Raw genomic sequence first — 24,515 nt, 5'->3', positions numbered from 1 at the left:
CCAGCAACGGATTCGCTGCTGGTCGTTTGCACGGAATGTTCTGCTGATTATGCGTTGTCGGAAGCGGGAGCGGCCGCAGGGGCATCTGTTTTCGGCGCTACGGCCGGTTTGGCAGGTGCAGCTTTCGCTGCGGCAGGTTTTGCAGCAACTTTCGGCGCGCTGGCTTCCTTGCCGACGGTCGGCTTAGCGGGCGCAGCTACCGGCGCTTTGGACGATGCCGCTGCTACCAATGCAGCTACTTTTTCGGCCTTCTCGGCTTTACTTTTCTTGCCTTCTTTTTTGTCTTTCGATTTCTTCTCGGCGTTTTTAGCTTCCTTCGCTTTTCTCTTCTGGTTTTCCTTTTCGAATTTGGCTACTTTTTTGGCCAGTTTCGCAGCCGCTTTCTCGATCGATTTCTTTATTTTTTTCGAACCGGCAGATACTGCTTCAATTTTTCCGGTAAGTGTTTCAGCAAGCTCTGTCGATAACTTCTTGGTCGCGGATTTCATAAATCTGATATTAAGAATTCATTAATAATACATGGAGCGTAGCCCTCTGAACGGGAGGAATTCGCGTCTGAATTGTGGCCAGACAATAACCTACAAATACCAATTATTAATTTATAAATAGCAAATTTTTCATATTATTTTTCTGTTATCTTTTTCCTGATATAGTCCCATAATACGATCCCCGCCGACACCGAAACGTTGAACGAATGCTTGGTTCCAAACTGCGGAATTTCCAGGCAACCATCCGATGCCGCGATCACCTCGTCAGCCACGCCTTCCACCTCATTTCCAAATACAAATGCGTAGGGGTCACCCGCTGCCGGCTCAAAATCCTGCAACAGCACGCTACCCTCGGCCTGCTCCACGCACCACACGTTGTAGCCCTGGGATTTCAAAGCATTCACCGCGTCGACGGCGCTCGGGTTTTTCTCCCACGCCACCGCCATTTCGGCGCCCAGCGCGCTCCGCGTGATCTCACGGTGAGGCGGCTGCTGCGTGTATCCGCAAAGCACTATTTTTTCAGCCCTGAACGCATCGGCAGTCCGGAAAAACGATCCGATGTTATTCAAACTTCTGATATTATCCAAAACAATTACTAATGGGAACTTCTCCGATTCCCTGAACTCATCGACCGACATCCGGCCCATTTCATCTACACTCAGCTTACGCATTTTACGCTTATTGATTTCATAAAAAAAGGTTTCTGCACGGGGTACAGAAACCTTTTTTCGTATGCATTAATGCAATTACTTGATCTTTGTAATCAATTCTACGATGTTTTTCACACCCAGTTTTTCAAAAATCCGGGCTTTGTAGGTACTCACGGTAGAAAGCTGCAAATTCAGTTTTTCTGCGATTTTGGCGGTACCTAGTCCCTCCTTCAAAAGGTTCATCACGTCGGTTTCGCGTGGCGAGAGGCTCACGATCGGGTCCGGCATGTATTCCTTCGGATTGATGAGGCGATTGATATTCATTTGCTGCATATCTTCGCTCATGTATTTTTTATTGTTCAAAACGCTCATAACGGCGGTTTTGAACTCTTCTTCGGGCGCATCTTTCGAAAGGTATCCGTCGGCACCTGCTTGGAGGTACATCAGGCCGTACAGCTGTTCGTCATAGCTCGAAAACATCAGGATTCGGATACCGGGCGATTTGGTCCGGATCGTTTCGACCATTTTGGTGGTATTGCCGCCCGGGATATTGATATCCAGGATCAGGAGGTCATAGGCCTTTGTTTCCAGTTCCTGAAGAATTTTGTCAAAATCGTCAACGTCCGAAATAGTTGAATCCGGAATTAGTGATTTGAGGAGGTGTTTGGTACCGATTCTTACCACTGCGTGGTCTTCGGCGATCAGTATGTGTTTCATGGATGGGTTGGGTCCGATGGATGTAAAAAACTACTGGTGTCAAATGAATCCGGACAATCAATTTCCAGCATGATGATTGCCCTTGTTTGAATATCCTGATTACCAACCAGTACAATCTTGTACATTCTCATTGAACTGATTTGATGAATTAACAAAAATAGTAATCAGCATTGTATTAAACATAAAAAATATCAAATTAGTATATCAATATTTTATCAAATTCCTTGATCTGAGCACATTTAACACACATCTTATAACTTTTGCGCCCGGTCAGTAATAATTTTACACACACTTCATTAAGCTCCTGGACCGACGGCGACAGCCGCGTGGATGTATTCCCGGCGCCCCACGCCCCTTTTTCCGCTACGGTACCGTGGCTCTTCTTCCACAGGGAAAATCTCCTTTTCCAGAGTTCTGACGTAATTTATTCATTTATTCTAACTTCCAAAGAATCCGCCGTCATTTTGGCCGTATTCCACTGCCTCTCAGGCGTTCATGAATGGATTTCGCCACCTTCGGCGCCTTTCGGCGGAGTACTGCCCCTGCAACCTTGCAGCGAAGCCCGGCTGGCATTCCTGCTCCGGTGCGCCCGCGAGTGGATTGCGCAACAGGGCGGACAGTCCATTGTGATCAAAACCGCGCCCGCATGTTACGCGCCAACCGACCATGAAACCTGCCACCACAGTTACGTGTCAGCCGGTTTTTTCCCCAATCATACCTATTCTAATCATTATATTCCTATTGCAGGTGAGGCTTTTATGCAAATAATTGAGCCACCGGAGCGGCGCCGTTTATCAAAAGGCAAAAAAAGCGGACTGCTCGTCACCGTCGACCAGGGCATTTTCCGCCCCGAACTCGCGCAGCTTCTTTCCCGCTGCTTCGCCCAGCACCACTACCAGCTATCCTTATCAGCGGAGCGGCTGATTGATCTTGCGCACCATTTGGCTGCGGACATGCTCGTATTCAGCGCCTGGCAGGGCACTGCGCCCAAAGCCGTCCTGATTGCTGTAAAAGTGAGCGATAAGATCCTTTACACTTTCGTTTCGGCGTACCTTGAAGAACTGCGGTCACTAAGCCCGTCGTTGCCGCTCTTCGAAGCCGCATATGACTACTGCCGGTGCAATGGTATAGATATCCTAGACCTCGGGATTTCGCTCGATCACCACGGAAATCATAAGCCATCGCTTGCCAGGTTTAAAAAGAATATCGGCGGGCGGGAGTGTGTGAAGATTATTTACAAGGCTTTGCTGTAACATTTTTGTAACCGCTAAATTCCCATTAAATTTCCGTCTGATTGGACGCACCCTGCGGCGTCCGCATTCCTCCCTATTTGACGACCTTGCTATTGTTATGAACCTATTGCGCGGAATCCTGACCATGTTTCTGACGGTTTGCGCCGCCATTTCCGTACACGGAGAGGTCGATCTGAACCGCGGCCTGATCGGTTGCTATCCGTTTTCCGGGAACGCCAGGGATTTCAGCCCGATGGGCAACGACGGCACCGTCCGCGGCGCGCAGCTCGCCACCGACCGTTTTGGCAATCCCGACGCTGCCTACCAGTTCGACGGGATCGATGACGTGATCGAGATCAGCCCGAAAGACTTACAAATCAACACATTCACCTATTCTATCTGGGTAAATCCAGACGTAATTCCGGCACCGTCCACCGCATTGTTCCTCTTTTCCGTCGGCAGCAGCTTCGGCGACCAGCACATTCTGTTTGGCGATCATTATTCCGATTCCAGGCATACCGGCTTTTCACATGGCTCCTACCTCGGCGTTGCCAACAATGTACTTTGCTCCGGCGCCTCGATTGAACCGATAGGCAAGTGGTACCACTTGGTTTTGGTCAAAACTGAGACGGATTACCTCTTTTATATCAATGGCCGGATGGTTTGTTCCAATAGCGTGAACGGCCAGAAGGCTTTTTACGGCACAGGCGTCGTCCGCGCTACGATCGGCGCACGCAACAATGAAGGACAAGCGGCACATGCGCGGATAGACGATATTCACTTGTACAACCGTCCGCTCAACGAAGAAGAAATCGCTGCCCTTTATCAGGGGCCGGAAGTTCAGCAGGAACCCGTTAAAGGAGGAATCCTGAGAGACAATAAGCCGATATGCGGCGGAAATACGGTTGCATTGAATGCAGTTTCCGACCGGCCAGGAGGAATTTTCAAATGGGTAGTCGACGGAGCGGAGCAGTCGGAATCATCGGCGCAGCTCATGCTCGCCACCGAAGACAGAGGCGCCGCTTACACCATCCACGTTGGGCTTAAAGTCGATTTCGATCGCTCGTGTTTCGTCCAGCCGGAGCCATTCGAAGTGATTTCACTTCTGGAAGTGAATGCCTGTGCCAATCCTCCCGAAGAAACTTCCCGGCTACACGTTCCCGATATTTTCACTCCCAATGAGGACGGCAAGAACGACAGTTGGAAGATTTATAACACCGACAGCATCAAAGACTTCCGTTTAATGGTCTTCAACCGCTGGGGCGAAGTGATATACGCTTCCAAAAGCGGCGGCCACGAATGGGACGGTACTTACCGGGGCAAAGTTGTTCCGTCGGGCAGCTACGCATTCAGAATTCTGTCGGGTGAAAAGCTGATCCAAAAAGGCAGCGTGATGGTCGTTTACTAGCTGGCCGGGCCGTGGCTGGCGGCGGGATTTTGCTTACAGCAGCCAAATATGCTACATTAGTAGCCTCAAATTTCCCAGCGCGGCCTGAAAACCGTTGACATTCGAATGAAGTTAAAGACCATCAAGACCATACTGAGTCACCCGCTTAACCAGAATAAAAAGATCAGTGCGCTCCTGACCTTCTTTACAAGGGGCGTGGTCATCCGCCTGCACCGCCATCCGATTGTCTACCCGTTTGTCGAAAATACTTCGCTGGTTGTTGAAAAAGGCATGTCCAGTGCGGAACTTCAAGTCTACACCGGCTTGTATGACCTGTACGAAATGTTTTTCCTGATGCATTACCTGCGCCCGGAGGACACTTTTGTAGATGTGGGCGCGAATGTGGGCGTGTATACCGTGCTGGCCGCGGGCGTTGCCGGCTCACAAGCGATTGCATTTGAACCGATCCCGTCTACCTATTCCAAACTTTCGCGGAATGTTGCTTATAATGGCTTGCAGGACCGTGCCGAGCTGCTGAATATGGGCGTGGGCGACAAGGAGGAAGTACTCGTTTTTTCCAACAGCCTGGATGCCGTCAATCACGTGATCAGCAGCGGCGAGGACTTTCACGGGGATACCACCGAGGTGGCTGTAAACTCGCTGGACCGTTTATTAGCCCAAAAACACGTCAACTTCCTCAAAATCGACGTGGAAGGGTTCGAAGCCAATGTGATAAACGGTGCGCCGGAAGTACTGGCCAGACCGGAGCTGCGGGTCATTATCATGGAAACCAATGGCCTATCCGATCAATACGAATTCGGGCAGAATTACCTGCACGATAAGCTGCTTAGCCTGGGATTTGCACCATACAGCTACGATCCCTTTAAAAGGAAGTTAGAAAAACTGGCAACCACCAATCCTCAGAATACGATTTATCTCAAAGATATTGAATTTGTGAAAAGCCGCATTCAGATGGGCAGAAAAATCAGTTTCCGTAAACAACTGATCTGATGCAGCCGAATGCATTTTTCAATTTGAATGCATTATAAAAAGCGGGCTTTCAGGTTGTTAAAAATCCCCTCGATTTCTTCGGACACTCTCAATTTTAAAATCAGTATCGCATAAGCCAGACAAAACACTGCCGACCGGACGGCTATTGCCATCATCGCAGACCATTTCGTAAAAGTATATTCCGGTTCAAGGAAAGTAGTCAGGTAAAGCAGTGCTAAAACCAGAGTTACTTTCAAAGTACCAATTGTAAATGGCTGCACCTGAAATTTACGCCACACGAAGAAAAGCCTTACGAGTGAATATATTAATGTGGTTAACATCGTGGCCAGCGCCGCTCCGATGAAACCGTAAATCGGAATTAGCCATACATTCAAAAAGAAGCCGAGAATAGCAGAACCAATAATGAAATAGGTCGCGAATTTGAAGAATCTCGAATAAAGAATGATTTCCGTATTGAGGCCGGTTGCTGTATCAAATACTTTTACCATTGCCAGAAAAAGAACGACCAGTTTTCCTTCCCGGTAAGTTTCACCTTTGGGAATCAGGTAAAAAATTTCATCAATACTACTCCAAATCAGTAAAAAAAACAGCCCGCCAGCAATCAGCTGGTTGAGCGCCGATTTTCGGTTAATTAACCGCACATGCTCGAAATCACCCTTAGTAAGTGATGTCGAAAGCAGCGGAATTGAAATTTGGGAAATAGCTTTTTTCGGAATTTCGATCACGCCCGCGATGTATGCTGCAATGATAAAAATCCCCGTTTGAATGAGTCCGCGCTCGCCGGCCAGCATGGATCGGTCGATGAACAGCATGAGGTTCACGCCTATTCCGCCAAGCAATGTGAAGCTGCCGTAAGCCAGCATATTCCTCATTAATCCACGGGTGAGGATATTCCTGTTCGGCATTCGCCAATACCATCTTCCCAGGTGTTTAATGTAAATAGCCAATGTAAAAACGCTCAGCCCGTACGATGCGATGGTTAAATAAAGCATCAGGTCAAAGCTGATCCATCCAAACCCAAAAATGAGGATCAGCAGCATATTCCCGAGCCTCAGAAAAACCTCCCGAATGAAATTCGGGACGGCAATTCGCGCATTGTTCCGGCAATAGGATTCCAGAACCGCCATGTACATCCAAAAAAATGTAAGCGGTATCACCAGAATGTGGTATTGGATGAGTAATGGCGAATTGGTGGAGTAATATTCGCGTATCCAATCCGCACATAAGAGATAGAGGATTGCAAACAATATCCCACCAATAAACGGAACCGTTAATAAAAAAGGCAATATGCCATTATGCCCTTCCTCGTCATCCCGAAAATTCCCAAAGAATTTATCCGCAATAAATGGCGTACCCAAATGCGCAAAAGCGGCAAAAAGCAAACTATTCTCAAACAGAAGACGGGTAAGGGCCAGTTGCTCTACCGACAAAAATTTGGTAGACACATACATTTGATTGATAATACCAATCCCAACCCCGATGTAGGAACCTATTCCTGCCTTTAAGCTTTGTCGAACTATTATTCCCACTATATTTTAACTAAATATTTTCTTTCAATTATTTCAACGATTCGCGCGGATGCGCGGCCGTCCCACAGTACCGGTAGTGCGTGTTTCTTTACATTCCCGCTCAAAATCCGTTCGACAAGTGCTATCGTTTTATCAACTGCCAAATCTCCGGCAAGATAATTGGTCCCCTCCCCGATCGTCGCCGGTCGTTCCGTATTATTTCGCAATGTTACACAAGGTATTCCCAAAAAAGTGGTCTCCTCCTGAATCCCGCCCGAATCCGTGATAACCATAGCCGAATGCGCCATCAGGTTGATGAACTCGAAATATCCCTGGGGAGGAAGCAGGACCAATCCGCTGGCTTTTTCGAACTCTTCGAACATCCCGTTCCGCACCAGACTGGCCTTCGTCCGCGGATGGAGGGGGAAAACGACCTTTCGCATCTTGCCGACAGCGCCTATCAGCTCCACTACCGCGGCCAGGGCTTCGGGGGTGTCGACATTGGCGGGGCGGTGCATGGTCATCAGCACATAGCCTTTGTTAACCAGTCCTAATTGCTCAAATACATTCCTATTCAATGCATTTTCCCGGCACGCCGCCAGCGTATCGATCATCACATTCCCGACAAAATGCATCCGCTCAGGCGCAATGTGCTCATCCAGCAGGTTAGCCATCGCCCCCGCCTCCGATACGAACAGTTCGTCCGAAATCCGATCTATCAGCAGCCGGTTGATTTCCTCGGGCATGGTCCTGTCGCCGCTCCGCAACCCCGCCTCAACGTGAAATAAAAGCACTCCCTCCTTGGCTGCCACGAGCGCACAGGCGAGGCTCGAATTCACGTCGCCTACCACGAGCACGGCATCGGGGCGCTCCGTTTTGACTATTTTTTCAAATGCAAGCATGATCCGGGCCGTCTGCTCGGTATGCGAGCCGCCGTGGATGCCGAGCGCGAAATCGGGGTGCGGAAGACCGAGCTGTGTTAAAAAGACGCCGTACATCGCATCGTCGTGATGCTGGCCGGTGTGCAACAGCTTTACCGAAAACCCCGGATGCTTCGAAAAAGCCCGGTACAGGGCAGCCACCTTCATAAAATTCGGGCGGGCACCCATCACGCAGATGATCTTCAAATGATTTGAATGACAGTAGACCTGCAAATTTAGCACAGTTTTGCCACCAAAGTTCCCGGCCTCGCCTTTTTACCAACGGATGTACGCATTGTGATTTAGAAACGATCCCATACTTTTGCCATTCAAAATCTGACTGCCATAGCCTGCATGCGCACCCACGCCCCCATCATCCTGTTTTGCTATAACCGCCCCGGACATTTGCGGCAAACGGTGGAAAGCCTGCGGATGAACACGCTGGCAGCGGAAAGTGAGCTGTTTGTATATTCCGATGGTCCGAAAAACACGGCCGACCGCCAGCGTGTGGACGAAGTACGGACCTACCTGGCAGGTGTCACAGGCTTCCGGTCCGTACATGTGCGCGAAGCCGAAACGAACAAGGGCCTGGCCAACTCGGTGATCGAAGGCGTCAGTTTTGTCCTTTCCCAATTTCCGAAGGTGATCGTGCTTGAAGATGACATGCTGAGCACAAAGGATTTCCTGTCGTTCATGAACCAGGCACTGGATACTTACGCTTCCCGCGACGACATTTTTTCGGTTACCGGCTACACGCCGCCCATTGCTGTGCCTGGGCACTACCCGCACGACGTCTACCTGGCGCCGCGGGCCAGTTCCTGGGGCTGGGGCACCTGGGCCGATAAATGGGCCGAAGCCGACTGGCAGGTAAGCGACTTCGTCGCGCTGAAAACGGATGCAGCCCAGCGCGATGCATTCAACAAGGGCGGGAACGACCTGTGGCCTATGCTCGCCAAGCAGCAACAGGGCGTGATCGATTCGTGGGCTATTCGCTGGACTTATTCGCAGTTTCGCACCGGGGCTTACGGCTTGTATCCCGTGCATTCCAAAATAAAAAACATCGGAACGGACGGCACCGGGACTAACTTTACTTTTAAGTCGGGTGAATATGGGGATGAACTGTCGGAAGGGGCCGTAACGATGCCTCCCGACCTCCGGCCTGACGACGGGATGATTCACGCATTCGGCCGGTACTACCGGTTGCCGCTTCTTTTAAAATTAAAAAACAAGGTCAAATACGGCATTTGACCTATTATCGATATGTACTGGCTTCGCTATCTGCTTAAAGAACCTTATCATGCGCTCGGCTCCGCACGCAACCGGGAGTTCATGTCACTGTTGCTCAAATACGGCGATCACGCGCGCTACCAGCTGGCCGAGGTGGCATTTGGGGGCTATAAACTGAAAGTGCCTGATGCAATGTCATTCCTTTGGCAGCATAAGGAAATCTTTGCCGACGAATTCTATTTTTTTGAAAGCAACGAGTCTCAGCCGGTCATTTTCGACTGCGGTGCGAATATTGGAATGAGCGTTCTGTATTTCAAGAAACTGTTTCCCAAAGCGCGACTGCTGGCTTTCGAAGCCGAGCCGGCGATTGCGTCGCTTCTGCGCCAAAACCTGGAAAGAAACGGTATTCATGATGTGCAAATCGTGGATAAGGCAGTTTGGACGGATGAAAACGGGATCTGGTTCGGAAGCGAGTCGGCCGATTCATCTTCCATTTACTCCACCTCCCAAAAACGGAAAATCGATTCCATACGGCTTAAAGATTACCTGGAAAAAGAAGCCCGCATTGACTTTCTCAAAATGGATATAGAAGGCGCTGAAATTGACGTGCTGAACGATTGCCGCGGCTCGCTTTCGCATGTCAAGCACCTTTTTGTGGAGTTTCACTCGTACCTGGGCAATGCGCAGGGACTGGCGGATGTTATGAAGGTTTTCGAAGAAAATGGCTTTCGCTATTATGTGGATACCAACCAGCACCGGCTCAAACCATTCGTGAACCATCGCTACCGCGGTAACGATGTTATGGACCTGCAACTGAACATATTCGGCTGGCGGGAGTAGCCGCCGTCACAGCCGTGAATCGACCATTTCCTGCGGCAACACCGATTTCAGGTCGAATATCACCGAGTCCGCAGCGGTGAACTCGGAGAATTCTATCGAACGGAATTCCTGATGCGCAACGGCCAGGATCACAGCCTCATACCTTCCTGAGGGTTTGTCGAGCAAAGCAATATCGTACTCGGCCAGCACCTGCTCGCCTGATGCCCACGGGTCGTGCACCTCCACCTGCATTCCGAAATCGGTGAGCTCGCGGTACACATCGATCACCCGCGTGTTGCGGATATCAGGACAATTTTCCTTGAATGTAATACCCAGCACAAGCACCCTGCTGCCTTCGATCTTGTGCCCTTTGCGGATCATCAGTTTCACCAGCTTGTTGGCCACAAATACGCCCATCATATCATTTACCCTCCGGCCGGAGAGAATTACCTGCGGGTAATAGCCCAGCGATTCCGCTTTGTAAGCCAGATAATAGGGGTCAACGCCAATGCAATGCCCGCCGACCAGCCCCGGCTTGTATTGCAGGAAGTTCCATTTGGTAGCGGCCGCTTCTAGCACTTCGGTGGTATCAATGTTCATCCGGTCGAAGATCAGCGCCAGTTCATTCACAAACGAGATATTCACATCGCGCTGCGCATTTTCGATTGCCTTGGAAGCCTCCGCCACCTTGATGCTCGATGCCCGGTGCGTGCCCGCTTCGATCACCGAAGCATACAGTTCGTCCACAATTCGCGCTATTTCGGGCGTCGAGCCGGACGTCACCTTTTTGATTTTCGTAAACGTATTTACCTTATCGCCCGGGTTGATCCGCTCCGGGGAATAGCCGCAAAAGAAGTCCTCATTGAATTTCAAACCACTTTCCCGTTCCAGCACCGGCACGCAATCATCTTCCGTGCAGCCGGGATAAACGGTCGATTCGTAAATCACCAGGTCGCCTTTTTTCAACACCTGCCCGATCATCGCGCTGGCTTTGAGCAGATAGGTCAGATTGGGTTTTTTGTAATGATCGACGGGCGTAGGCACGGTAACGATGAACACCTGGCATGCTTTCAGCGTGGCTTCGTCCCATGAGAACGTCAGGTTTGCGGCCTCGCGCAAATCCTGCCGGGAAATCTCCTTGGTCGTGTCGTAGGCGTCCTTCAACTCCTGAATGCGCCGTTTATTAATATCAAAACCCGTCACCGCATACCGCCTGCTGAACGCCACTGCGAGTGGCAAGCCTACATAGCCCAGCCCGATAACGGCGATTCTGACGTCTGATCCAGGTAACATGGAAGGTACTTTATTAATGTTGGGGCATAAAACTAGGCATATTTCAGCCTTCCAAAAAATTATCTCTGCCGGCGTTACCAAAGTAAAAAATGAACGTATTCGGCCGAAAGAGCTTCTGAAATAGCCTTTCAGTTATCCCGGCGCATTCAGATCCTTACCTCAATGCGCGTACGGGTTCGGAGGGAAGAGGTGTATTTGAAAGCCGTCTCGCTCCATGGCTTTCCTAACCTGTTCGGACGGCAGTTTTTTGAAAATAACGGCACAAAGCAGCTGCGAGGGCATCAGCGAAGCCTTCACCAGGAAATTATGAAAGGCGAGCTTGCGCTTGATCTTCCGGAATGCAGGCGACGAATCGTTGGCTTTTTCGCGCCCGTAGGATGCGTGATAGTAACTGTTGTTAATCCCCTTGAAAGCCACCGCCGGGAGGCCCATTCCATTGGCCAGCTTGTCCATTTCGCGCTCCGATAGTTTGAATACGTAATTCCCCACCGTTTCGAAGGAATACCTGTTTTTCCAGTATTTCTGCAATGCATTGGTATCAAAGCGGTCGAAAATGTTCCGCAACGCCAGCAATGCCGGCATTTTCGAGATCGGATCGTGGGGTTCCACCAGTATCACGGCCTCGCGCGCAACGCGCAGCATCTCGTACACGCCCAGGTAGGGGCGCGGGAAATGGTGGTAGGCCTCCTTGCAGAACACATAGTCGAAACTGCCGTCGGCGAAGGAGAGCTGTTCGGCATTCTCGATCGCATATTGCTCGATAAAACCTCTCTCCCGGGATAATGGAAGGAAAGTCCCGGCAATATCGGTCGCCGTCACGTTAAGGCCCTTTTTGTAAAAATGATGGGCATCGAAACCATATGCATCACCTACCGTGAGCCACGACTTGCGCTCCGACACGAACGGGTCACTCAGCGCGAGCATCCGCTCATGAATCCAGTTGGCAATGGTCTGGTGCTGGTTATCATATTCCCACAATTCGAAGACCTTATCTTTGGCCTCCGGGGTATTAAACTGCAATTCAAACCATTCCGAATGCGCTTCATGGCTTCGTTTTTCGTTGGACATTTCTCGGTTCAAGTGATTTGGTGATAAAGATAGTTTCATCGAATAAAAATTATTTAAAGGCAGAACTATTAATTTTACCCGTCTGAAATCATAACCCAAAGAGACCAATCAACCACAGCGAACAAATGGTGCTACAACTCAGTACTTTTCATTGGGAAGGTGGCGCCGGAGTGGCTGCGGCAAGATTACACCAGGCATTGCTGAACGCCGGGATCGATTCGCAACTCATGGTCTCGCAAATTTCCCGGCCCGGCCCGCAAACCAGCGCCTGGGCCGACACCCCCTGGAAATCGAAGAAAGCGTGGGGAAATTTTGTGCTGGAACGGCTGCATTTTCTCCCGCAGGAAAAAGACAAGTCCGTTCGCTTCGCATTTTCTCCCGCTGCCGCCGGCGCGGATATCAGCGAACATCCGCTCGTTCAGCAAGCGAGCATCATTCATTTGCACTGGGTCAATTTCGGATTTCTTTCGCTCCGCTCCCTCGAAAAGCTGTTTGCGCTGGGGAAACCGATTGTGTGGACGCTGCATGACATGTGGACTTTCACCGGCGGCTGCCATTACAACCGCGGTTGCGACCATTACCTTTCGCATTGCCGATACTGCCCCTATCTCAAAAAACCGGGTGAGTATGACATGGCATTTACCCAATTTGTACAAAAACAACGCTTATACAACCATACACCGCTCACGCTCATTTCGCCAAGCCGGTGGCTGGATAACCTCGTGCAAAAAGCCGCACTCACGACTGGAATGCCTTCAAAGGCCATCCCGAACTGCATTGACACCGAACTTTTCAAACCGGGCAGCCAGCCCGAAGCGAGGAACGCATTAGGCCTCCCACCCGACCGGAAGCTGCTGCTCTTCGCAGGTGCCAATACACAGGACCCGCGCAAGGGTTTTACGTATTTCCGGGAGGCGGTGCGCGATCCACGCCTGGCAGATGTGGAAGTACTGATACTGGGAAAAGGCAAGCCCGAAAACTTTGCGGATATGCCTGTGAAAGTGCATTTCCTGGGCAAAATCTCCGAAACCGAGCGGATGGTGCAAGCCTACAATGCCGCTGATATGCTGATTGTACCGTCGCTGGAAGATAACCTGCCCAACACGATCATGGAGGCAATGGCGTGCGGAACTCCCGTGGCCGGCTTTGATACCGGCGGCATTCCCGAGATGATCGACCACCTGGAAAATGGCTTCGTGTCCGTGCCCAGGTCGGCGACTTCGCTGGCGGAAGGCATTCAGTGGATTTTGAAGCATAATGCCGGCGGCGCAGTTTCACAGAATGCCCGCCAGAAAGTGTTGCTGAACTATTCGGAAGAAGTGATAGCCGCGCAGTATTCCCAACTTTACCAATCGCTGCTTCATGGATAACACCCCGCTGCTCACGATCGTCACCGTCACCTACCAGGCCGAAAAGTACCTCGACCGGACCCTGAAAAGCATTGAAAGGGCATTGCTGCATGCACAAGAGCCAGCGGCTCTCGAATACCTGATCATCGACGGCGGCTCAACCGACCAGACGCTCAGCATTGCAGCGAAATACAGTCATTTCGTCTCCCGCGTAGTTTCCGAGAGAGATAATGGCCTTTATGATGCGATGAACAAAGGTTTGCAGCTCGCTTCGGGAAAGTATGTGTGGTTCCTGAATGCAGGCGACGAGGCTTTTGACGAATACACATTGCAAAACCTCCTGCCGGCGCTTTCGAACGGTGCCGACGTGTATTACAGCGATGCCATGATGGTGCGTGAAGATGGCTCGGAAGTGGGGCTGCGCAGCCGTTTCACGCCTCATACCCTACCTGCGGACCTGCGCTGGCAGCATTTTGCATTGGGCATGAAAGTGTGCCATCAGGCATTTATCGCCCGCAAAGCCATTGCGCCGCTTTATGAATATCAAAACCTCAGCGCCGATATTGACTGGGAAATCGAATGCCTGAAACGCGCCAAAACGCTCACTTTCCTGCCGTTCGTGCTTTGCCGGTACCTTTTGGGCGGGCTGTCTGTGAAAAATCATCGCCGCTCACTTTCCGACCGGTTTATTGTGCTCAGAAAGCATTTCGGGCTGATAACGACGCTGTTCAACCACCTGCGCATATTCTGGCGGGGATATTGGTTTGCCAAAAAGAACGGAAAATACTGGTAGCAGCACATTCAGCGACTATTCCCACGTAATCCACGCCTTCGCATCCTTGGCGCTAACCATGTCGTATGTTTCGTCCGATGTCTGGATGAGGTAAAAGCCGCTTGGATCAAACAGAATGTCCGCAGATTTCTGTGCCGCGCCTCCCGCCGGTATTTGCCCGAATTTCCCGTATTCAGTGAAAATCACCCGGCCATCGGCAGTGAAGTTCGGCTTTGCGGGAGCATGTCCGTAATCAAGGTAAATGCCGTCCTCGTCATAGAAAATCGGAGCGAAGGCGTCGTACCGGGAATTGTAAGCCGGCGCGTACATGTAGAATGCATAAGACAAGTTATCTTTTTTAAGGTCCTTCACCTTGAATGCATCGTCCACACCATTCACGTGAAATCCCTTATCCGAGCGCCAGTCTCCACCAGACTCCACGGGCGCTTGCCACCATCTTCTCGCCGCCGCCAGATCGACCGATATCGGCTTTATCGCGCTCACCACTACCCCGCTTGCACCACCGCCACTGAAACCGACCTGCGTCGAATTGGCATTCCAGGTGATGTTGCTGAAACCCGTGATCGTTTGCGAGCCGTTTACCAGCGGGGACACGAATGCCACACCCGTCGGCGTGAAGTAGTATTTCGTGCTGAAAGTTTTGGGTACATTTCCATTCAGCCAGGTAAGCATGATCGTCCGGGCGCTCTGGTTAACCGTAATTTCATAAGTATTGGCACCCAGCGTCACCCGTTTGAAATAGGGAATGTATTTGGCAATATTATTGAAAGCCAATCCTTTGGCCATATCCCCCTTAGCATACGCGGTTGCTTGCACCTGTGTCGCTTTGGTGAGCACGAGACGGCTCTGGTTCTTGCGCCCCACAAATGCCATCCGGTCCTCAGTCAGAGAATCGCCATAAATGCTGAATTCGAAATCGGATTTGAGGCCTTCGCCCAGTACCCCGCCATTGACTGCATCGTCAGGATCGGCCAGCACGTGCAGGTAAGAATAGGTATCGAATATCAGCGAAGGTGTTTGCATCGCCTTCAACCGATAGCTGCTTTCTTTCGGTTTGCCGGCTGCTTCGTCCGAGAAATCGGAATACATCGTAACCCGGTTTTTATCGTCGAATTTGAAATAAAACCCGTAGCTACCGCCTCCGCCAGGATAAATGACCGCATTCCAGCCATACTGCGCCTCCACGAGTTGTTTTTCGTATGAAGCCAGAGCCGCGTTCAGCCGCACGTCCGCCGATTCTTCAAAAACCGTATCATCTTTGTTTTCACACGAGAAGAAAACAGTGGCTAGAAACAACAGGTATAAATATGATTTCTTCATCTGGCATTAAAACAATTTGTTCATCGAAGTCCGCACTTTGTTTTGCAGACTGTAAAAATCAATCTTCCACGTATTCTTGTAATAGGCTACAATAATAGCCTCTTTTTGCCGCAACGCGGCCTGCGCCTGCGCCTTTGTTACGCCGCTGCGGCTCGTTCCTTCCGGTATCGAGTTCACGATTTTGTCGAAACCCGCCCTGCCTTCGGTAAGCATCATCGCAATCATCTCCACAAAATCCTCATCAAAGGAAGATGAGCTGTAAGCGGTAATAAAGCCGTCGCGACGCGCATCGGCATCACTCCAGTTGATCCAGTTTCCACCCTGGTAATATGCTTTTGAAATGTTTTTGTATTCAACAGGATAGAACACCGTCTGATGCAGAATATGGCCGAACTCGTGGTGGATGGTATGCAGGAACCAATCTTTCACAAAAGACGAGTCCCGCCCCGGATCATACCCGGCCATTCCCTTGATTTTGAACAGATTTACTCCGTACAGGATTACTTTTCGGCCGCCTTCCGCCGTTCCGAGCGTAATAGAACCTGATTCAACATTGTACTCGTTGCTACCCGATAGAATGAAGAATTTGGGTGAATATTTATTATAAAACACTTTTCCCGCCTCCTCGACGTAAGGGGTTGTCCACGCTTTTTTAATTGTGCTAAGCAACGGAACCACTTGCGCTTCATCCGGCGGCACCAGGTTTTTGGTCATATTCCCGAACTCAAACTGATCCCACTTATATTTTGCGGAGATATTGTAAGGAACAACCAGGCTATCCTGAATCCATTTATCGATCGGCCCCTCAGCCCAAACGTCGCCGCCCAGCCCGGGAATATCGTCTACATTGCCCAGCTCCTCCTCTTTGCAGGAAGTCATGCCAAGCAGCAATGCGGCGATCATGTAATGGGTAAAATGTCTGAATATCGTTTTCATGGTTGAATGGCTTTCTTACCTGGGATTCTGTGCTATACCTGAAAGTGCGGCTGTCTGCGGAATCTGCAATACCCTGCGATTATCCCCCGCCGGAACCGAAATAACTGATCCGTTACGGGCTTCGTGTGTCACCGTTCTCTTGTAACGCTGAATGTCAAACCAGCGCATTCCTTCCTGTACAAATTCGACGCGTTTGAAGGCCAGTACGGTTTCGACAATATTGTCCCTCACGTTATTTTTCCGGAAATAACTCTGCATACTGGCGGCGGTAACCTTATGCTCTGACGCATCGTAGTTATCGACCCGCTTACTGACATAAGTATTCAGGTCCGCCAGGGAAGCGGCAGAGTTGCCGAGATATGCATTGGCTTCGACCTTATTGAAGAGTACTTCCTCGACCGTAAAAGCAGGCAACATCACATAAGGAAGCCCGATCTCTGCATTAACAGACTCGCGAACGAAATATTCTGTCAATTTTGGAATAAAGTAGTTGTTCTCCCCGCGATAGTAAAGCGGATAAGTCCATCCCGCATTTCCTGTGATAATGCGTTCACTGTCCGAAATCTCCTGCCATTTCGGATATGTCAGGCCATATCTGTAATTGGCTACATAACGTCCATAGGTCGATGACGTTTCGATGAGCAGCAAGTTGGCATTCTGATTTGCACGGGAATAGAGCCTGAACAACTCTTCCGGCGAAAGACTGGAATAAGTGGTGTTCCAAGGACGGAGGTTTTCAGCCAAACTATTGGCGGGAATTGCCGCATTTGCATATTGCAGCACCTTTTGATAATCTCTTTTAACCAAATAAAAACGGCTTGCAAATGCATTCGCAGCCGCGATATTGAAATGGTACTTCGGCACGGTATAAGAGCCGTCGCTGATCAACGGAAGTCCTTCCAGCAGGTCCTTTTCGATCATCTGGTACACGCCGGCAACCGTCCCGCGCTCGTATTGCTTGATCACGACATCCTCCGGTACCGTTACATAAGGTACGCCGGGGCTATTGTTGGATTGTTGCGGGTCAAAAAACTGGCAATAGTAGTTTACCAGCATAAAATGCGCGTACGCCCTGGCCAGCAATGCCTCGCCTTTCTGTGCATTGTATTTGTCGGGGTCGGCCACTTTGCTGATAATATCGAGCGCTTCATTCGCTACGGAAATCGCGCGGTAGCATTCTGCCCAGTACTGGTCTGGCGAATCCTGTTCATCCACAGTCGCTTCCACCACTTCGAAAAAGAACGAAGCGCGGTTGGTCTTGTCATCCTCCCCGACGCCCTTATCGGCCACATTATCACTCATTCCTTCCGAAAATACAATGTAGCCAGCCTGTGGATAAGCCGTTGTAAGTAACTGCGACACCTGCTTCGGCGTGTTGATAATTGCCCTGGTGCTGTCCGGTTCTTTCGAAAGGAAATCTTCACAGCCGGCCAGCGCCAGCAGTGGGAGGATGAGCACGATTGTCTTTATTTTTTTGATGGTAGTCATATCATTCCGAATAATCATCCTCAAACCTTACAATGTCAATTTCAAAGCCACCGTGAATTGCTTCTGCACAGGCTGCGCCACACCACCCGAATTGAAGAACTCAGGATCTTGCCCTTTCAGTTTTTTATCCGAATAAATCAGCCACGGGTTAATCGACGACAGCTGAATGCTTGCCGCTGAAAATCCGTAGCGGGAAATCACCTGCAACGGCAGCTTGTACGCCAGCGAAACCGATTTCAACCGCACAAAATCCCCTTTCGCAACACGTTCGGTCGAATAGTTAAAGACGTTATAGGGATAAGTACCTTGCAGATATAGCATTTCCAGTTGATCCGAAATCGAGGGATTGGCGCCATAACGCTCATCGCCTGGAATTACCCAACGGTCGTAAAACTCTTTGGGCGTCGCATCGAGGTCACTGAATGTGCCGCGGAACAGCGGGTTGAGCCTGATCTTATTACCTGCCTGATAGGTAAAGAATACGTTCAGCGTCAATCCTTTATAAGTCAATGTATTATTAAAGCCACCGGTAAATGGCGGGTCCACCGGACCTTCGTATTTGAGGTACTGAATATTCTGATCCTGCAAATACACATCCTGGCTTACTTCTCCTTTTTCATTGATAAAAATCGGCACACCTGTTTTAGGGTTCAGCGCATTATAATCGATCGAATAAAGGCTGCGCACCGGCTTGCCCTGCACATTCGCGCCTTCGGCTTTCACGAGATCGAATATGCCCGGGCTGTTATCCACATTCGTGATGAGCGTGTGCGAGTAGCCGAACGTAATGCGGGAGCGGAAATCCCAATCGCGGGTTTTCAACAGCACCCCATCCACAGAAAAGTCGGCACCATAGGACTCCATATCTGCGTAGTTGGCGACCTTGTAAATCTGCCCACCGATTCCGGAAGTTTTAATCTGATCGATCAGGTCGAAGCTGTTTCGAATGTAGCCGTCCAATGTGAAATTGATGCGATTGGCGAACAATCCAACGTCCAACCCGACGTTGCCGCTGTACAATTTTTCCCAGGTAAGCTGGGTATTTTGCAGCGCAGCAAGCTGTATCGCCGACTCCTTCTCGTCCGCATACGGCCGGCGCGTGATGATACTTTGCAATAATACTGCTGCATTGGTCGCCGGACCGGTATCCGCCGAAAGCCCGTAGCTCAACCGCAAGCGCCCCATGCTCAGCCAACTGAGGTTTTTGAAAAAATTCTCGCGATCGAAGTTCCAGGAACCGGCAATGGTGTAGGTAGGCAGCCACCGCGCGATAGCCGACTTGCCGAAGCGGTTCGATCCGTCGTAACGAACGTAACCCGTCACGTTATACTTTCCGTCCAGCGTGTAACCAAGGCTGCCGTAGAATGCTGCAAACCGCTCATAGTCCATCTGCATTCCGTAGTATTGGAAGTTGGTTTCAATGGTTTGTTTCAAAATGCGGTAGTCCACAAATGGGGTGCTGCCCTGATCGTACTGGAACCCGTAACCGGTATTATTGGAGTTCTGGCGGTTAGTGAATTTCACTTCCTGGCCCACCAATGCATTGACCTCGTGCCTTTCACCAAACTTCTGGTTGTAGCGCAGGTTGTTCCTGACGTTGTAAAAAAGCATCTGGTCCTCATTGCGGTTGTAGAACCCCCCGCTTGGCAACACCACCACGGGATTCGCATTCGGGTCATCGGGATCGACGTAGAGATACTTATTAGCCGCTGCAATGGTAGCATTGTCGGCCGCGCGATAAGCATTCGCCATATTGCTGTGCTCGGTGATCATGTGCTCACGGCCCGTCTGGATGTACCTCAATGCGCCCAGGAAATCGTAGCTCAGGTTATCCGTGATCTTATAGGAAAGGTTGCCTTGCAATTTAATGTCGGCCAATGTCAGGTTAAGCCGGTTGTTGGCCAGCTCGGAGACTATATTGAACGGAGCGAAGTTCCTCCGAAAGAATTCAAGATTGCCATTCTGGTCGTAAGCAGTGAGCGTTCGGCTCGTATTCAATGCATAACTGAACGGATTAATGTCAAAATCGCGGTCGAACTTGCCCTCGACCGGGTTACTTCTTCTACTCAAAGAGCCTGGCGCCTGTTGCCGCCTTACCGAGGCCAGCGTGGTCAAGCCAATGCTGAGGCGGTCGGAGAGCTGGTAGTTGTTATTAAAATTGAGGGTATATCTTTTAACCTTATCCGCGATCGTCCAGCCGTTATCGTCCAGGTAACTTACCGAGGCGTACGAATTAGACTTATCCGTCCCAAACGAAACGCTCAGCGAATGTTCATGAATAAAATTTTGCTTGAAAAGGACATCGAACCAGTCGGTATTGGCTTTCGCGTAGCCTAACAAAAACTCACGTCTCTTGGCCGGGTTATTCATCAGGTCAAAATCGCCCTGGTCGTTACCTACCTGGATCAGATTATAAAGCTTCCCATACACGCCGTAGTCGGGCTTGGAAAGGACATTCGTACCTAGATAACCGTCCCGTTCCAAATTTCCCAGCACCGACATTTGCTGCGCCGAGTTCATGATGTTGAAGTTCCGGTAAGACGGCACGAGCTGCGTGCTGAAATTTCCCGAATAGGTAATCACCGGCTTGCCGCTCTTTCCTTTTTTGGTGGTGATCACGATCACGCCGTTCATCGCACGGGCGCCGTACAATGCGGCGGCGGCGGCATCCTTTAATATGTCGAATGTTTCGATATCATTCGGGTTGAGGCCCGCTACGGCCGAGCCCAGCAAGGTGGTAGGGTCGCCGCTGGAAAGCTGATCGTTCGAAATGTTCACAATATCCTCCTGCACCACGCCGTCGATTACCCAGAGCGGCTTGTTGGCGCCATTCAGCGAAGTGGCCCCGCGGATACGGATCTTGGGCGCCGCCCCGAATGTGCCGGAAACGTTCTGGATCGACACGCCTGCGGCACGGCCTTCGAGCATCCGGCTCACGTCGGGCAGACCGTCGATCTTCACATCATCCGTTTTCAGCGTCACAGCCGATCCGGTAAATTTATCCTTGTCGATTTGTTGAAAACCGGTCACGACCACGTCCTGCAAGCCTACGGCATCTTCGGCAAGCTCGATCGTCAGGTTACGGGCGGCTTTGACTTCTTTCGGCAGGAAACCGATCATGGTGATGACGAGCGTCGCATTTTCATTCACACCCTGCAACAAAAACTCGCCTTTCTCATTGGTGACTGTGCCTTTCTGCAAGCCCTTCACCCGCACCGTGGAACCGATCAGCGGCTCGCCGGCCACGCTTTTCACCACGCCCCGCACGTCGATATCGGCGGCAAATGCAAAAGAAGAAAACGGAGAGGCGGAAACGGACAGAAAGAAGACACCCAGGAGCAACACAACCAGCCGACTCGGGCCACTGATCCGATAGAAAAGATTCATATAAATAAGTATAAGTCTAACTCCAAATATTTGCCGTTCCGCCCGGGGCGGGTTTAAAATCCTACATTCAATAATACGTATTATCGCACGAAAAGCGAAAACATTCTACCACCAGCGGTGACAAAATTTAACAGCTACTAATTTCGCAAATCCGGAAGAATATATTTGTTACGCACCGGATGCCGGTACTGTGGAGGGGTACAGCGCGATTTTAACAAATTATCCTTCTAAAAACACCTGGTAATCACATTTTATTGTTCCAAACCAGGATTAAAGGTGTCTTACGAAGCATCTTTTTTCTTTTCCGTCAAAACCGACGTAATCCGGTTTAATTCATCGACTTTGGATGCAAAATCACCTTTGAGCATATCTCGTACCGCTTTGAGCTGCTCCATGGCGGTATCGAGATTGTCGGGAAGCGCTTCGCCGAGCACTTCTTTGAGGCGTTTCGCGAAGGTCGGGGACATTCCGTTGGTAGAAATAGCCACCTTCAAATTCCCTTTTCTGACAACCGAAGAGAGGTAAAAATCGCAGATATCGGGCGTATCGGCTACGTTGGCGAGCATGTGCCGGGCACGTGCGGTTTCCCAGATACGCTTGTTTTCCGGTTTGTCGTTCGTGGCGACGATCACCAGGTCTTTTTCCAGCAAATCGTCGTCTTCAAACCTTCGCACAATTAGATTTATTCGAGAATTGGCCGCAGCGATGTCCCTGATTTCCTCACGGATTTCAGGCGCCACGAGCGTGACCAGGGCGAGCGGTGCATTGTCCAGCACAGCAGTGATTTTTTCCAAACCTACGTAGCCGCCGCCTACAATGAGCGTGTGCAGGTTTTCAAGTTTCAGGAATATCGGGAAGAGATTGTTCATTGATCAAATTTACACAAATAACCCTTTCATTGTGATGCACTCAGCGCCTTTATAACTATTCCAACATCACACTTTTACTATCTGCTTCTTTCGGCGTACCTTTGCACCATGATCGCGATTACGAACCTCAGCTATTTTCTGGGCGACCGTGCATTGTATGACGGCGCTTCACTTCATATCAAGCCCAAACAAAAAATAGGGCTTATCGGGCTTAACGGAACCGGCAAGTCGACGCTCCTGCGGATGATCAACGGAGAATTCCAGCCCGACGGCGGTTCGATCTCCAAGGCCGGCGACTGTACGATCGGCTTCCTCAACCAGGACCTGCTCTCCTACCAAACCGAAGATTCGATCCTTTCGGTAGCCATGCAGGCATTTGAAAGACAGAACGTTCTCCAAGTGCAAATGGATAAAATCCTGCACGACATGGAGCATAATTATACCGACGACCTCGTTGACAAACTCGCCCGCGTGCAGGAAGAATTCGAGGCATTGGACGGATATTCGGTTCAATCAAAGGCAGAAGCCATTCTGGAAGGCTTGGGCTTCTCGACAGCCGACCTTAACCTGCCGCTGCGGCAATTTTCAGGGGGCTGGCGTATGCGCGTGATGCTCGCGAAGCTGCTTTTACAAAAACCATCGCTGCTCATGCTCGATGAGCCTACCAACCACCTTGACCTTCCGTCGATCCAGTGGGTGGAAAAATACACGCAGAACTACGAAGGCGCGGTGATCGTCGTTTCCCACGACCGCCAGTTCCTAGACAATACGATCGACACGACGGTGGAAGTTTCGGGTGGAAAACTCAATTATTACGCCGGAAACTACTCCTATTACCTGGAAGAAAAAGCGCTCCGCAACGACATTCAGCGCGGTGCTTACGAAAACCAGCAGGCCAAAATCCGTCAGACCGAGCGGTTTATCGAGCGGTTCAAGGCCAAAGCGACCAAATCGCGCCAGGTACAAAGCCGCGTAAAGGCATTGGATAGAATGGATGTGGTGGATCAGGTTATTGACGAGAATGCCAAAGTGCATTTCCGCTTCCAGTTTACGACCCAGCCGGGCCGCCACGTGTTCCAGCTTGAAGACGCCTCGAAGGCTTATGGCGACAAGGTGATCCTTGACGCGACGAACATCAGCATGGAACGAGGTGACAAGATTGCGCTCATCGGGGCGAACGGTCGCGGTAAATCTACCGTGCTGCGCATTGTGGCCGGCACCGAGCCCATCGAGGGTAAGCGTCGGTTGGGACATAATGTATCGTTTACATTCTACGCCCAGCACCAGCTCGAATCGCTGAATGTGGCGCATAACCTCATTGAGGAATTGAAATACGCCAACCCGACAAAAACGGAAACCGAATTGCGAACGGTGTTGGGCTGTTTCCTATTCACGGGGGATGATGTTTTCAAGAAAATCAAAGTGCTTTCCGGGGGTGAAAAATCGCGGGTTGCATTGGCTAAGGTATTGCTTTCACAAGCAAACTTCCTCCTGCTCGATGAGCCAACGAACCACTTGGATATGCAGTCGGTCAATATTCTGATCCAGGCGTTACAGCAGTACGAAGGAAGCTACATTGTCGTTTCCCACGACCGCTACTTTGTGGAGAACATTGCGAACAAGATCTGGTATATCGAAGACCATCAGATCAAGGAATATCCGGGCACTTATGAGGAGTATGAGATTTGGGTAGAAGAGCGCGGGTTGCAATCGGCGGTTAGCGAAAAAGTGCAGGTAAGCAGCGCCCCGCCGCAGAAAAGCCAGCCGGGCCCCGCCAATCAGACCAAGTCCAAACCGCAGTCCAACGAAGACGCACAAAAGCTCAAAAAAGCGAGAAAGCAGATTGAGGAACTGGAAGAGACCATTAACAACCTCGAAATCAGAAAAGCGGAAACCGAAGGAAAACTGGCCGAGCCGGGCATTTACAATGACTCCGTTGCACTCGCAGAAATGAACCGGTTTTATACGGACATCAAGCAGAAGCTGGAAAAGAACACGGAGGATTGGGAAAATCTGATGCTCGAAGTGGAAGAGCTTTCGGGGAAATAGAAAG

20 protein-coding genes are annotated in these 24,515 nt (G+C 50.4%); 8 read left to right on the top strand and 12 right to left on the bottom strand.

Going from position 1 to position 24,515, the window contains the following annotated elements; all coding sequences use genetic code 11:
- Positions 1 to 47: 47 nt before the first annotated feature.
- The 3 genes from DFER_RS23905 to DFER_RS23895 form a co-directional block, all read right to left on the bottom strand.
- The gene (locus tag DFER_RS23905) at positions 48 to 488 is read right to left on the bottom strand and encodes a hypothetical protein (protein WP_015814240.1); all 441 of its coding nucleotides are present in this window, start codon (positions 486 to 488) and stop codon (positions 48 to 50) included.
- A gap of 134 nt (positions 489 to 622) precedes the next feature.
- Positions 623 to 1,159: an RNA methyltransferase gene (locus DFER_RS23900; RefSeq protein ID WP_015814239.1), complete on the bottom strand. Its 537-nt coding sequence runs from the start codon at positions 1,157 to 1,159 to the stop codon at positions 623 to 625.
- Positions 1,160 to 1,234: 75 nt separating this feature from the next.
- On the bottom strand, positions 1,235 to 1,855 hold the full coding sequence (locus DFER_RS23895) for a response regulator transcription factor (protein WP_015814238.1): 621 nt from the start codon (positions 1,853 to 1,855) through the stop codon (positions 1,235 to 1,237).
- 260 nt (positions 1,856 to 2,115) lie between these two features.
- On the opposite strand from DFER_RS23895, the gene DFER_RS23890 reads away from it, so the two are divergent.
- The 3 genes from DFER_RS23890 to DFER_RS23880 all read left to right on the top strand — a co-directional run bounded on the left by DFER_RS23890 (position 2,116) and on the right by DFER_RS23880 (position 5,485).
- The gene (locus DFER_RS23890; RefSeq protein WP_015814237.1) at positions 2,116 to 3,108 is read left to right on the top strand and encodes a GNAT family N-acetyltransferase; all 993 of its coding nucleotides are present in this window, start codon (positions 2,116 to 2,118) and stop codon (positions 3,106 to 3,108) included.
- 97 nt (positions 3,109 to 3,205) lie between these two features.
- Positions 3,206 to 4,495 (top strand): LamG-like jellyroll fold domain-containing protein, encoded by a 1,290-nt coding sequence (locus DFER_RS23885; protein WP_015814236.1) that lies wholly within the window; start codon positions 3,206 to 3,208, stop codon positions 4,493 to 4,495.
- A gap of 105 nt (positions 4,496 to 4,600) precedes the next feature.
- Positions 4,601 to 5,485 (top strand): FkbM family methyltransferase, encoded by an 885-nt coding sequence (locus DFER_RS23880; protein ID WP_015814235.1) that lies wholly within the window; start codon positions 4,601 to 4,603, stop codon positions 5,483 to 5,485.
- A 32-nt stretch (positions 5,486 to 5,517) separates the two neighbouring features.
- Here DFER_RS23880 and DFER_RS23875 read toward each other — a convergent pair whose 3' ends face one another.
- Positions 5,518 to 6,936, bottom strand: a complete 1,419-nt coding sequence (locus DFER_RS23875) for an MATE family efflux transporter (protein WP_015814234.1) — start codon at positions 6,934 to 6,936, stop codon at positions 5,518 to 5,520.
- 77 nt (positions 6,937 to 7,013) lie between these two features.
- On the bottom strand, positions 7,014 to 8,120 hold the full coding sequence (gene wecB, locus DFER_RS23870; protein WP_015814233.1) for a non-hydrolyzing UDP-N-acetylglucosamine 2-epimerase: 1,107 nt from the start codon (positions 8,118 to 8,120) through the stop codon (positions 7,014 to 7,016).
- Between the two features lie 147 nt (positions 8,121 to 8,267).
- On the opposite strand from wecB, the gene DFER_RS23865 reads away from it, so the two are divergent.
- Complete coding sequence (locus DFER_RS23865; protein ID WP_015814232.1) at positions 8,268 to 9,161, top strand: glycosyltransferase; 894 nt, start codon at positions 8,268 to 8,270, stop codon at positions 9,159 to 9,161.
- Between the two features lie 12 nt (positions 9,162 to 9,173).
- Positions 9,174 to 9,980 carry an FkbM family methyltransferase gene (locus DFER_RS23860; protein WP_015814231.1) on the top strand — a complete coding sequence of 269 codons (807 nt, stop codon included), beginning with the start codon at positions 9,174 to 9,176 and terminating at the stop codon, positions 9,978 to 9,980.
- 6 nt (positions 9,981 to 9,986) lie between these two features.
- On the opposite strand, the gene DFER_RS23855 is transcribed toward DFER_RS23860, so the two are convergent.
- Positions 9,987 to 11,252 carry a nucleotide sugar dehydrogenase gene (locus tag DFER_RS23855; protein ID WP_015814230.1) on the bottom strand — a complete coding sequence of 422 codons (1,266 nt, stop codon included), beginning with the start codon at positions 11,250 to 11,252 and terminating at the stop codon, positions 9,987 to 9,989.
- A gap of 159 nt (positions 11,253 to 11,411) precedes the next feature.
- Positions 11,412 to 12,320 (bottom strand): class I SAM-dependent methyltransferase, encoded by a 909-nt coding sequence (locus DFER_RS23850; protein ID WP_015814229.1) that lies wholly within the window; start codon positions 12,318 to 12,320, stop codon positions 11,412 to 11,414.
- Positions 12,321 to 12,445: 125 nt separating this feature from the next.
- Here DFER_RS23850 and DFER_RS23845 point away from each other — a divergent pair, with 125 nt between their 5' ends.
- Positions 12,446 to 13,690, top strand: a complete 1,245-nt coding sequence (locus DFER_RS23845; protein ID WP_015814228.1) for a glycosyltransferase family 4 protein — start codon at positions 12,446 to 12,448, stop codon at positions 13,688 to 13,690.
- Positions 13,683 to 14,462 (top strand): glycosyltransferase family 2 protein, encoded by a 780-nt coding sequence (locus DFER_RS23840; RefSeq protein WP_015814227.1) that lies wholly within the window; start codon positions 13,683 to 13,685, stop codon positions 14,460 to 14,462. Before DFER_RS23845 ends, DFER_RS23840 begins: the two co-directional genes overlap by 8 nt.
- A gap of 15 nt (positions 14,463 to 14,477) precedes the next feature.
- Here the strand turns inward: DFER_RS23840 and DFER_RS23835 are convergent, their stop codons facing one another.
- The 5 genes from DFER_RS23835 to DFER_RS23815 form a co-directional block, all read right to left on the bottom strand.
- Entirely contained in the window at positions 14,478 to 15,782 is a 1,305-nt protein-coding gene (locus DFER_RS23835; RefSeq protein ID WP_015814226.1) for a DUF4302 domain-containing protein, read from the bottom strand.
- Between the two features lie 6 nt (positions 15,783 to 15,788).
- Positions 15,789 to 16,718, bottom strand: coding sequence for a zinc-binding metallopeptidase (locus DFER_RS23830; RefSeq protein ID WP_015814225.1), 930 nt, complete (start codon positions 16,716 to 16,718; stop codon positions 15,789 to 15,791).
- Between the two features lie 15 nt (positions 16,719 to 16,733).
- On the bottom strand, positions 16,734 to 18,206 hold the full coding sequence (locus DFER_RS23825) for a RagB/SusD family nutrient uptake outer membrane protein (protein WP_050774773.1): 1,473 nt from the start codon (positions 18,204 to 18,206) through the stop codon (positions 16,734 to 16,736).
- A gap of 27 nt (positions 18,207 to 18,233) precedes the next feature.
- A complete protein-coding gene (locus DFER_RS23820) occupies positions 18,234 to 21,593 on the bottom strand; it encodes a SusC/RagA family TonB-linked outer membrane protein (RefSeq protein WP_015814223.1) in 3,360 nt (1,119 codons plus the stop codon).
- 281 nt (positions 21,594 to 21,874) lie between these two features.
- Positions 21,875 to 22,462, bottom strand: a complete 588-nt coding sequence (locus tag DFER_RS23815) for a precorrin-2 dehydrogenase/sirohydrochlorin ferrochelatase family protein (RefSeq protein ID WP_015814222.1) — start codon at positions 22,460 to 22,462, stop codon at positions 21,875 to 21,877.
- A gap of 108 nt (positions 22,463 to 22,570) precedes the next feature.
- Between DFER_RS23815 and DFER_RS23810 the strand changes: the two genes are divergently transcribed.
- A complete protein-coding gene (locus DFER_RS23810; protein WP_015814221.1) occupies positions 22,571 to 24,511 on the top strand; it encodes an ABC-F family ATP-binding cassette domain-containing protein in 1,941 nt (646 codons plus the stop codon).
- The last annotated feature ends 4 nt before the right edge of the window (positions 24,512 to 24,515 follow it).

The organism is Dyadobacter fermentans DSM 18053, assembly GCF_000023125.1.
Lineage (GTDB): Bacteria > Bacteroidota > Bacteroidia > Cytophagales > Spirosomataceae > Dyadobacter > Dyadobacter fermentans.
Note: the sequence above shows the minus strand (reverse complement) of the source record. Positions and strands in the feature narration are given on the sequence as shown.

Coding starts and splice junctions, on each gene's coding strand:
- DFER_RS23895 (WP_015814238.1), bottom strand. CDS start 1,855: ATGAAACACATACTGATCGCCGAAGACCACGCAGTGGTAAGAATCGGT.
- DFER_RS23855 (WP_015814230.1), bottom strand. CDS start 11,252: ATGTTACCTGGATCAGACGTCAGAATCGCCGTTATCGGGCTGGGCTAT.
- DFER_RS23815 (WP_015814222.1), bottom strand. CDS start 22,462: ATGAACAATCTCTTCCCGATATTCCTGAAACTTGAAAACCTGCACACG.
- DFER_RS23845 (WP_015814228.1), top strand. CDS start 12,446: ATGGTGCTACAACTCAGTACTTTTCATTGGGAAGGTGGCGCCGGAGTG.
- DFER_RS23860 (WP_015814231.1), top strand. CDS start 9,174: ATGTACTGGCTTCGCTATCTGCTTAAAGAACCTTATCATGCGCTCGGC.
- DFER_RS23825 (WP_050774773.1), bottom strand. CDS start 18,206: ATGACTACCATCAAAAAAATAAAGACAATCGTGCTCATCCTCCCACTG.
- DFER_RS23880 (WP_015814235.1), top strand. CDS start 4,601: ATGAAGTTAAAGACCATCAAGACCATACTGAGTCACCCGCTTAACCAG.
- DFER_RS23820 (WP_015814223.1), bottom strand. CDS start 21,593: ATGAATCTTTTCTATCGGATCAGTGGCCCGAGTCGGCTGGTTGTGTTG.
- DFER_RS23835 (WP_015814226.1), bottom strand. CDS start 15,782: ATGAAGAAATCATATTTATACCTGTTGTTTCTAGCCACTGTTTTCTTC.
- DFER_RS23840 (WP_015814227.1), top strand. CDS start 13,683: ATGGATAACACCCCGCTGCTCACGATCGTCACCGTCACCTACCAGGCC.
- DFER_RS23810 (WP_015814221.1), top strand. CDS start 22,571: ATGATCGCGATTACGAACCTCAGCTATTTTCTGGGCGACCGTGCATTG.
- DFER_RS23905 (WP_015814240.1), bottom strand. CDS start 488: ATGAAATCCGCGACCAAGAAGTTATCGACAGAGCTTGCTGAAACACTT.
- DFER_RS23875 (WP_015814234.1), bottom strand. CDS start 6,936: ATGTATGTGTCTACCAAATTTTTGTCGGTAGAGCAACTGGCCCTTACC.
- DFER_RS23830 (WP_015814225.1), bottom strand. CDS start 16,718: ATGAAAACGATATTCAGACATTTTACCCATTACATGATCGCCGCATTG.
- DFER_RS23865 (WP_015814232.1), top strand. CDS start 8,268: ATGCGCACCCACGCCCCCATCATCCTGTTTTGCTATAACCGCCCCGGA.
- DFER_RS23850 (WP_015814229.1), bottom strand. CDS start 12,320: ATGTCCAACGAAAAACGAAGCCATGAAGCGCATTCGGAATGGTTTGAA.
- DFER_RS23900 (WP_015814239.1), bottom strand. CDS start 1,159: ATGCGTAAGCTGAGTGTAGATGAAATGGGCCGGATGTCGGTCGATGAG.
- DFER_RS23885 (WP_015814236.1), top strand. CDS start 3,206: ATGAACCTATTGCGCGGAATCCTGACCATGTTTCTGACGGTTTGCGCC.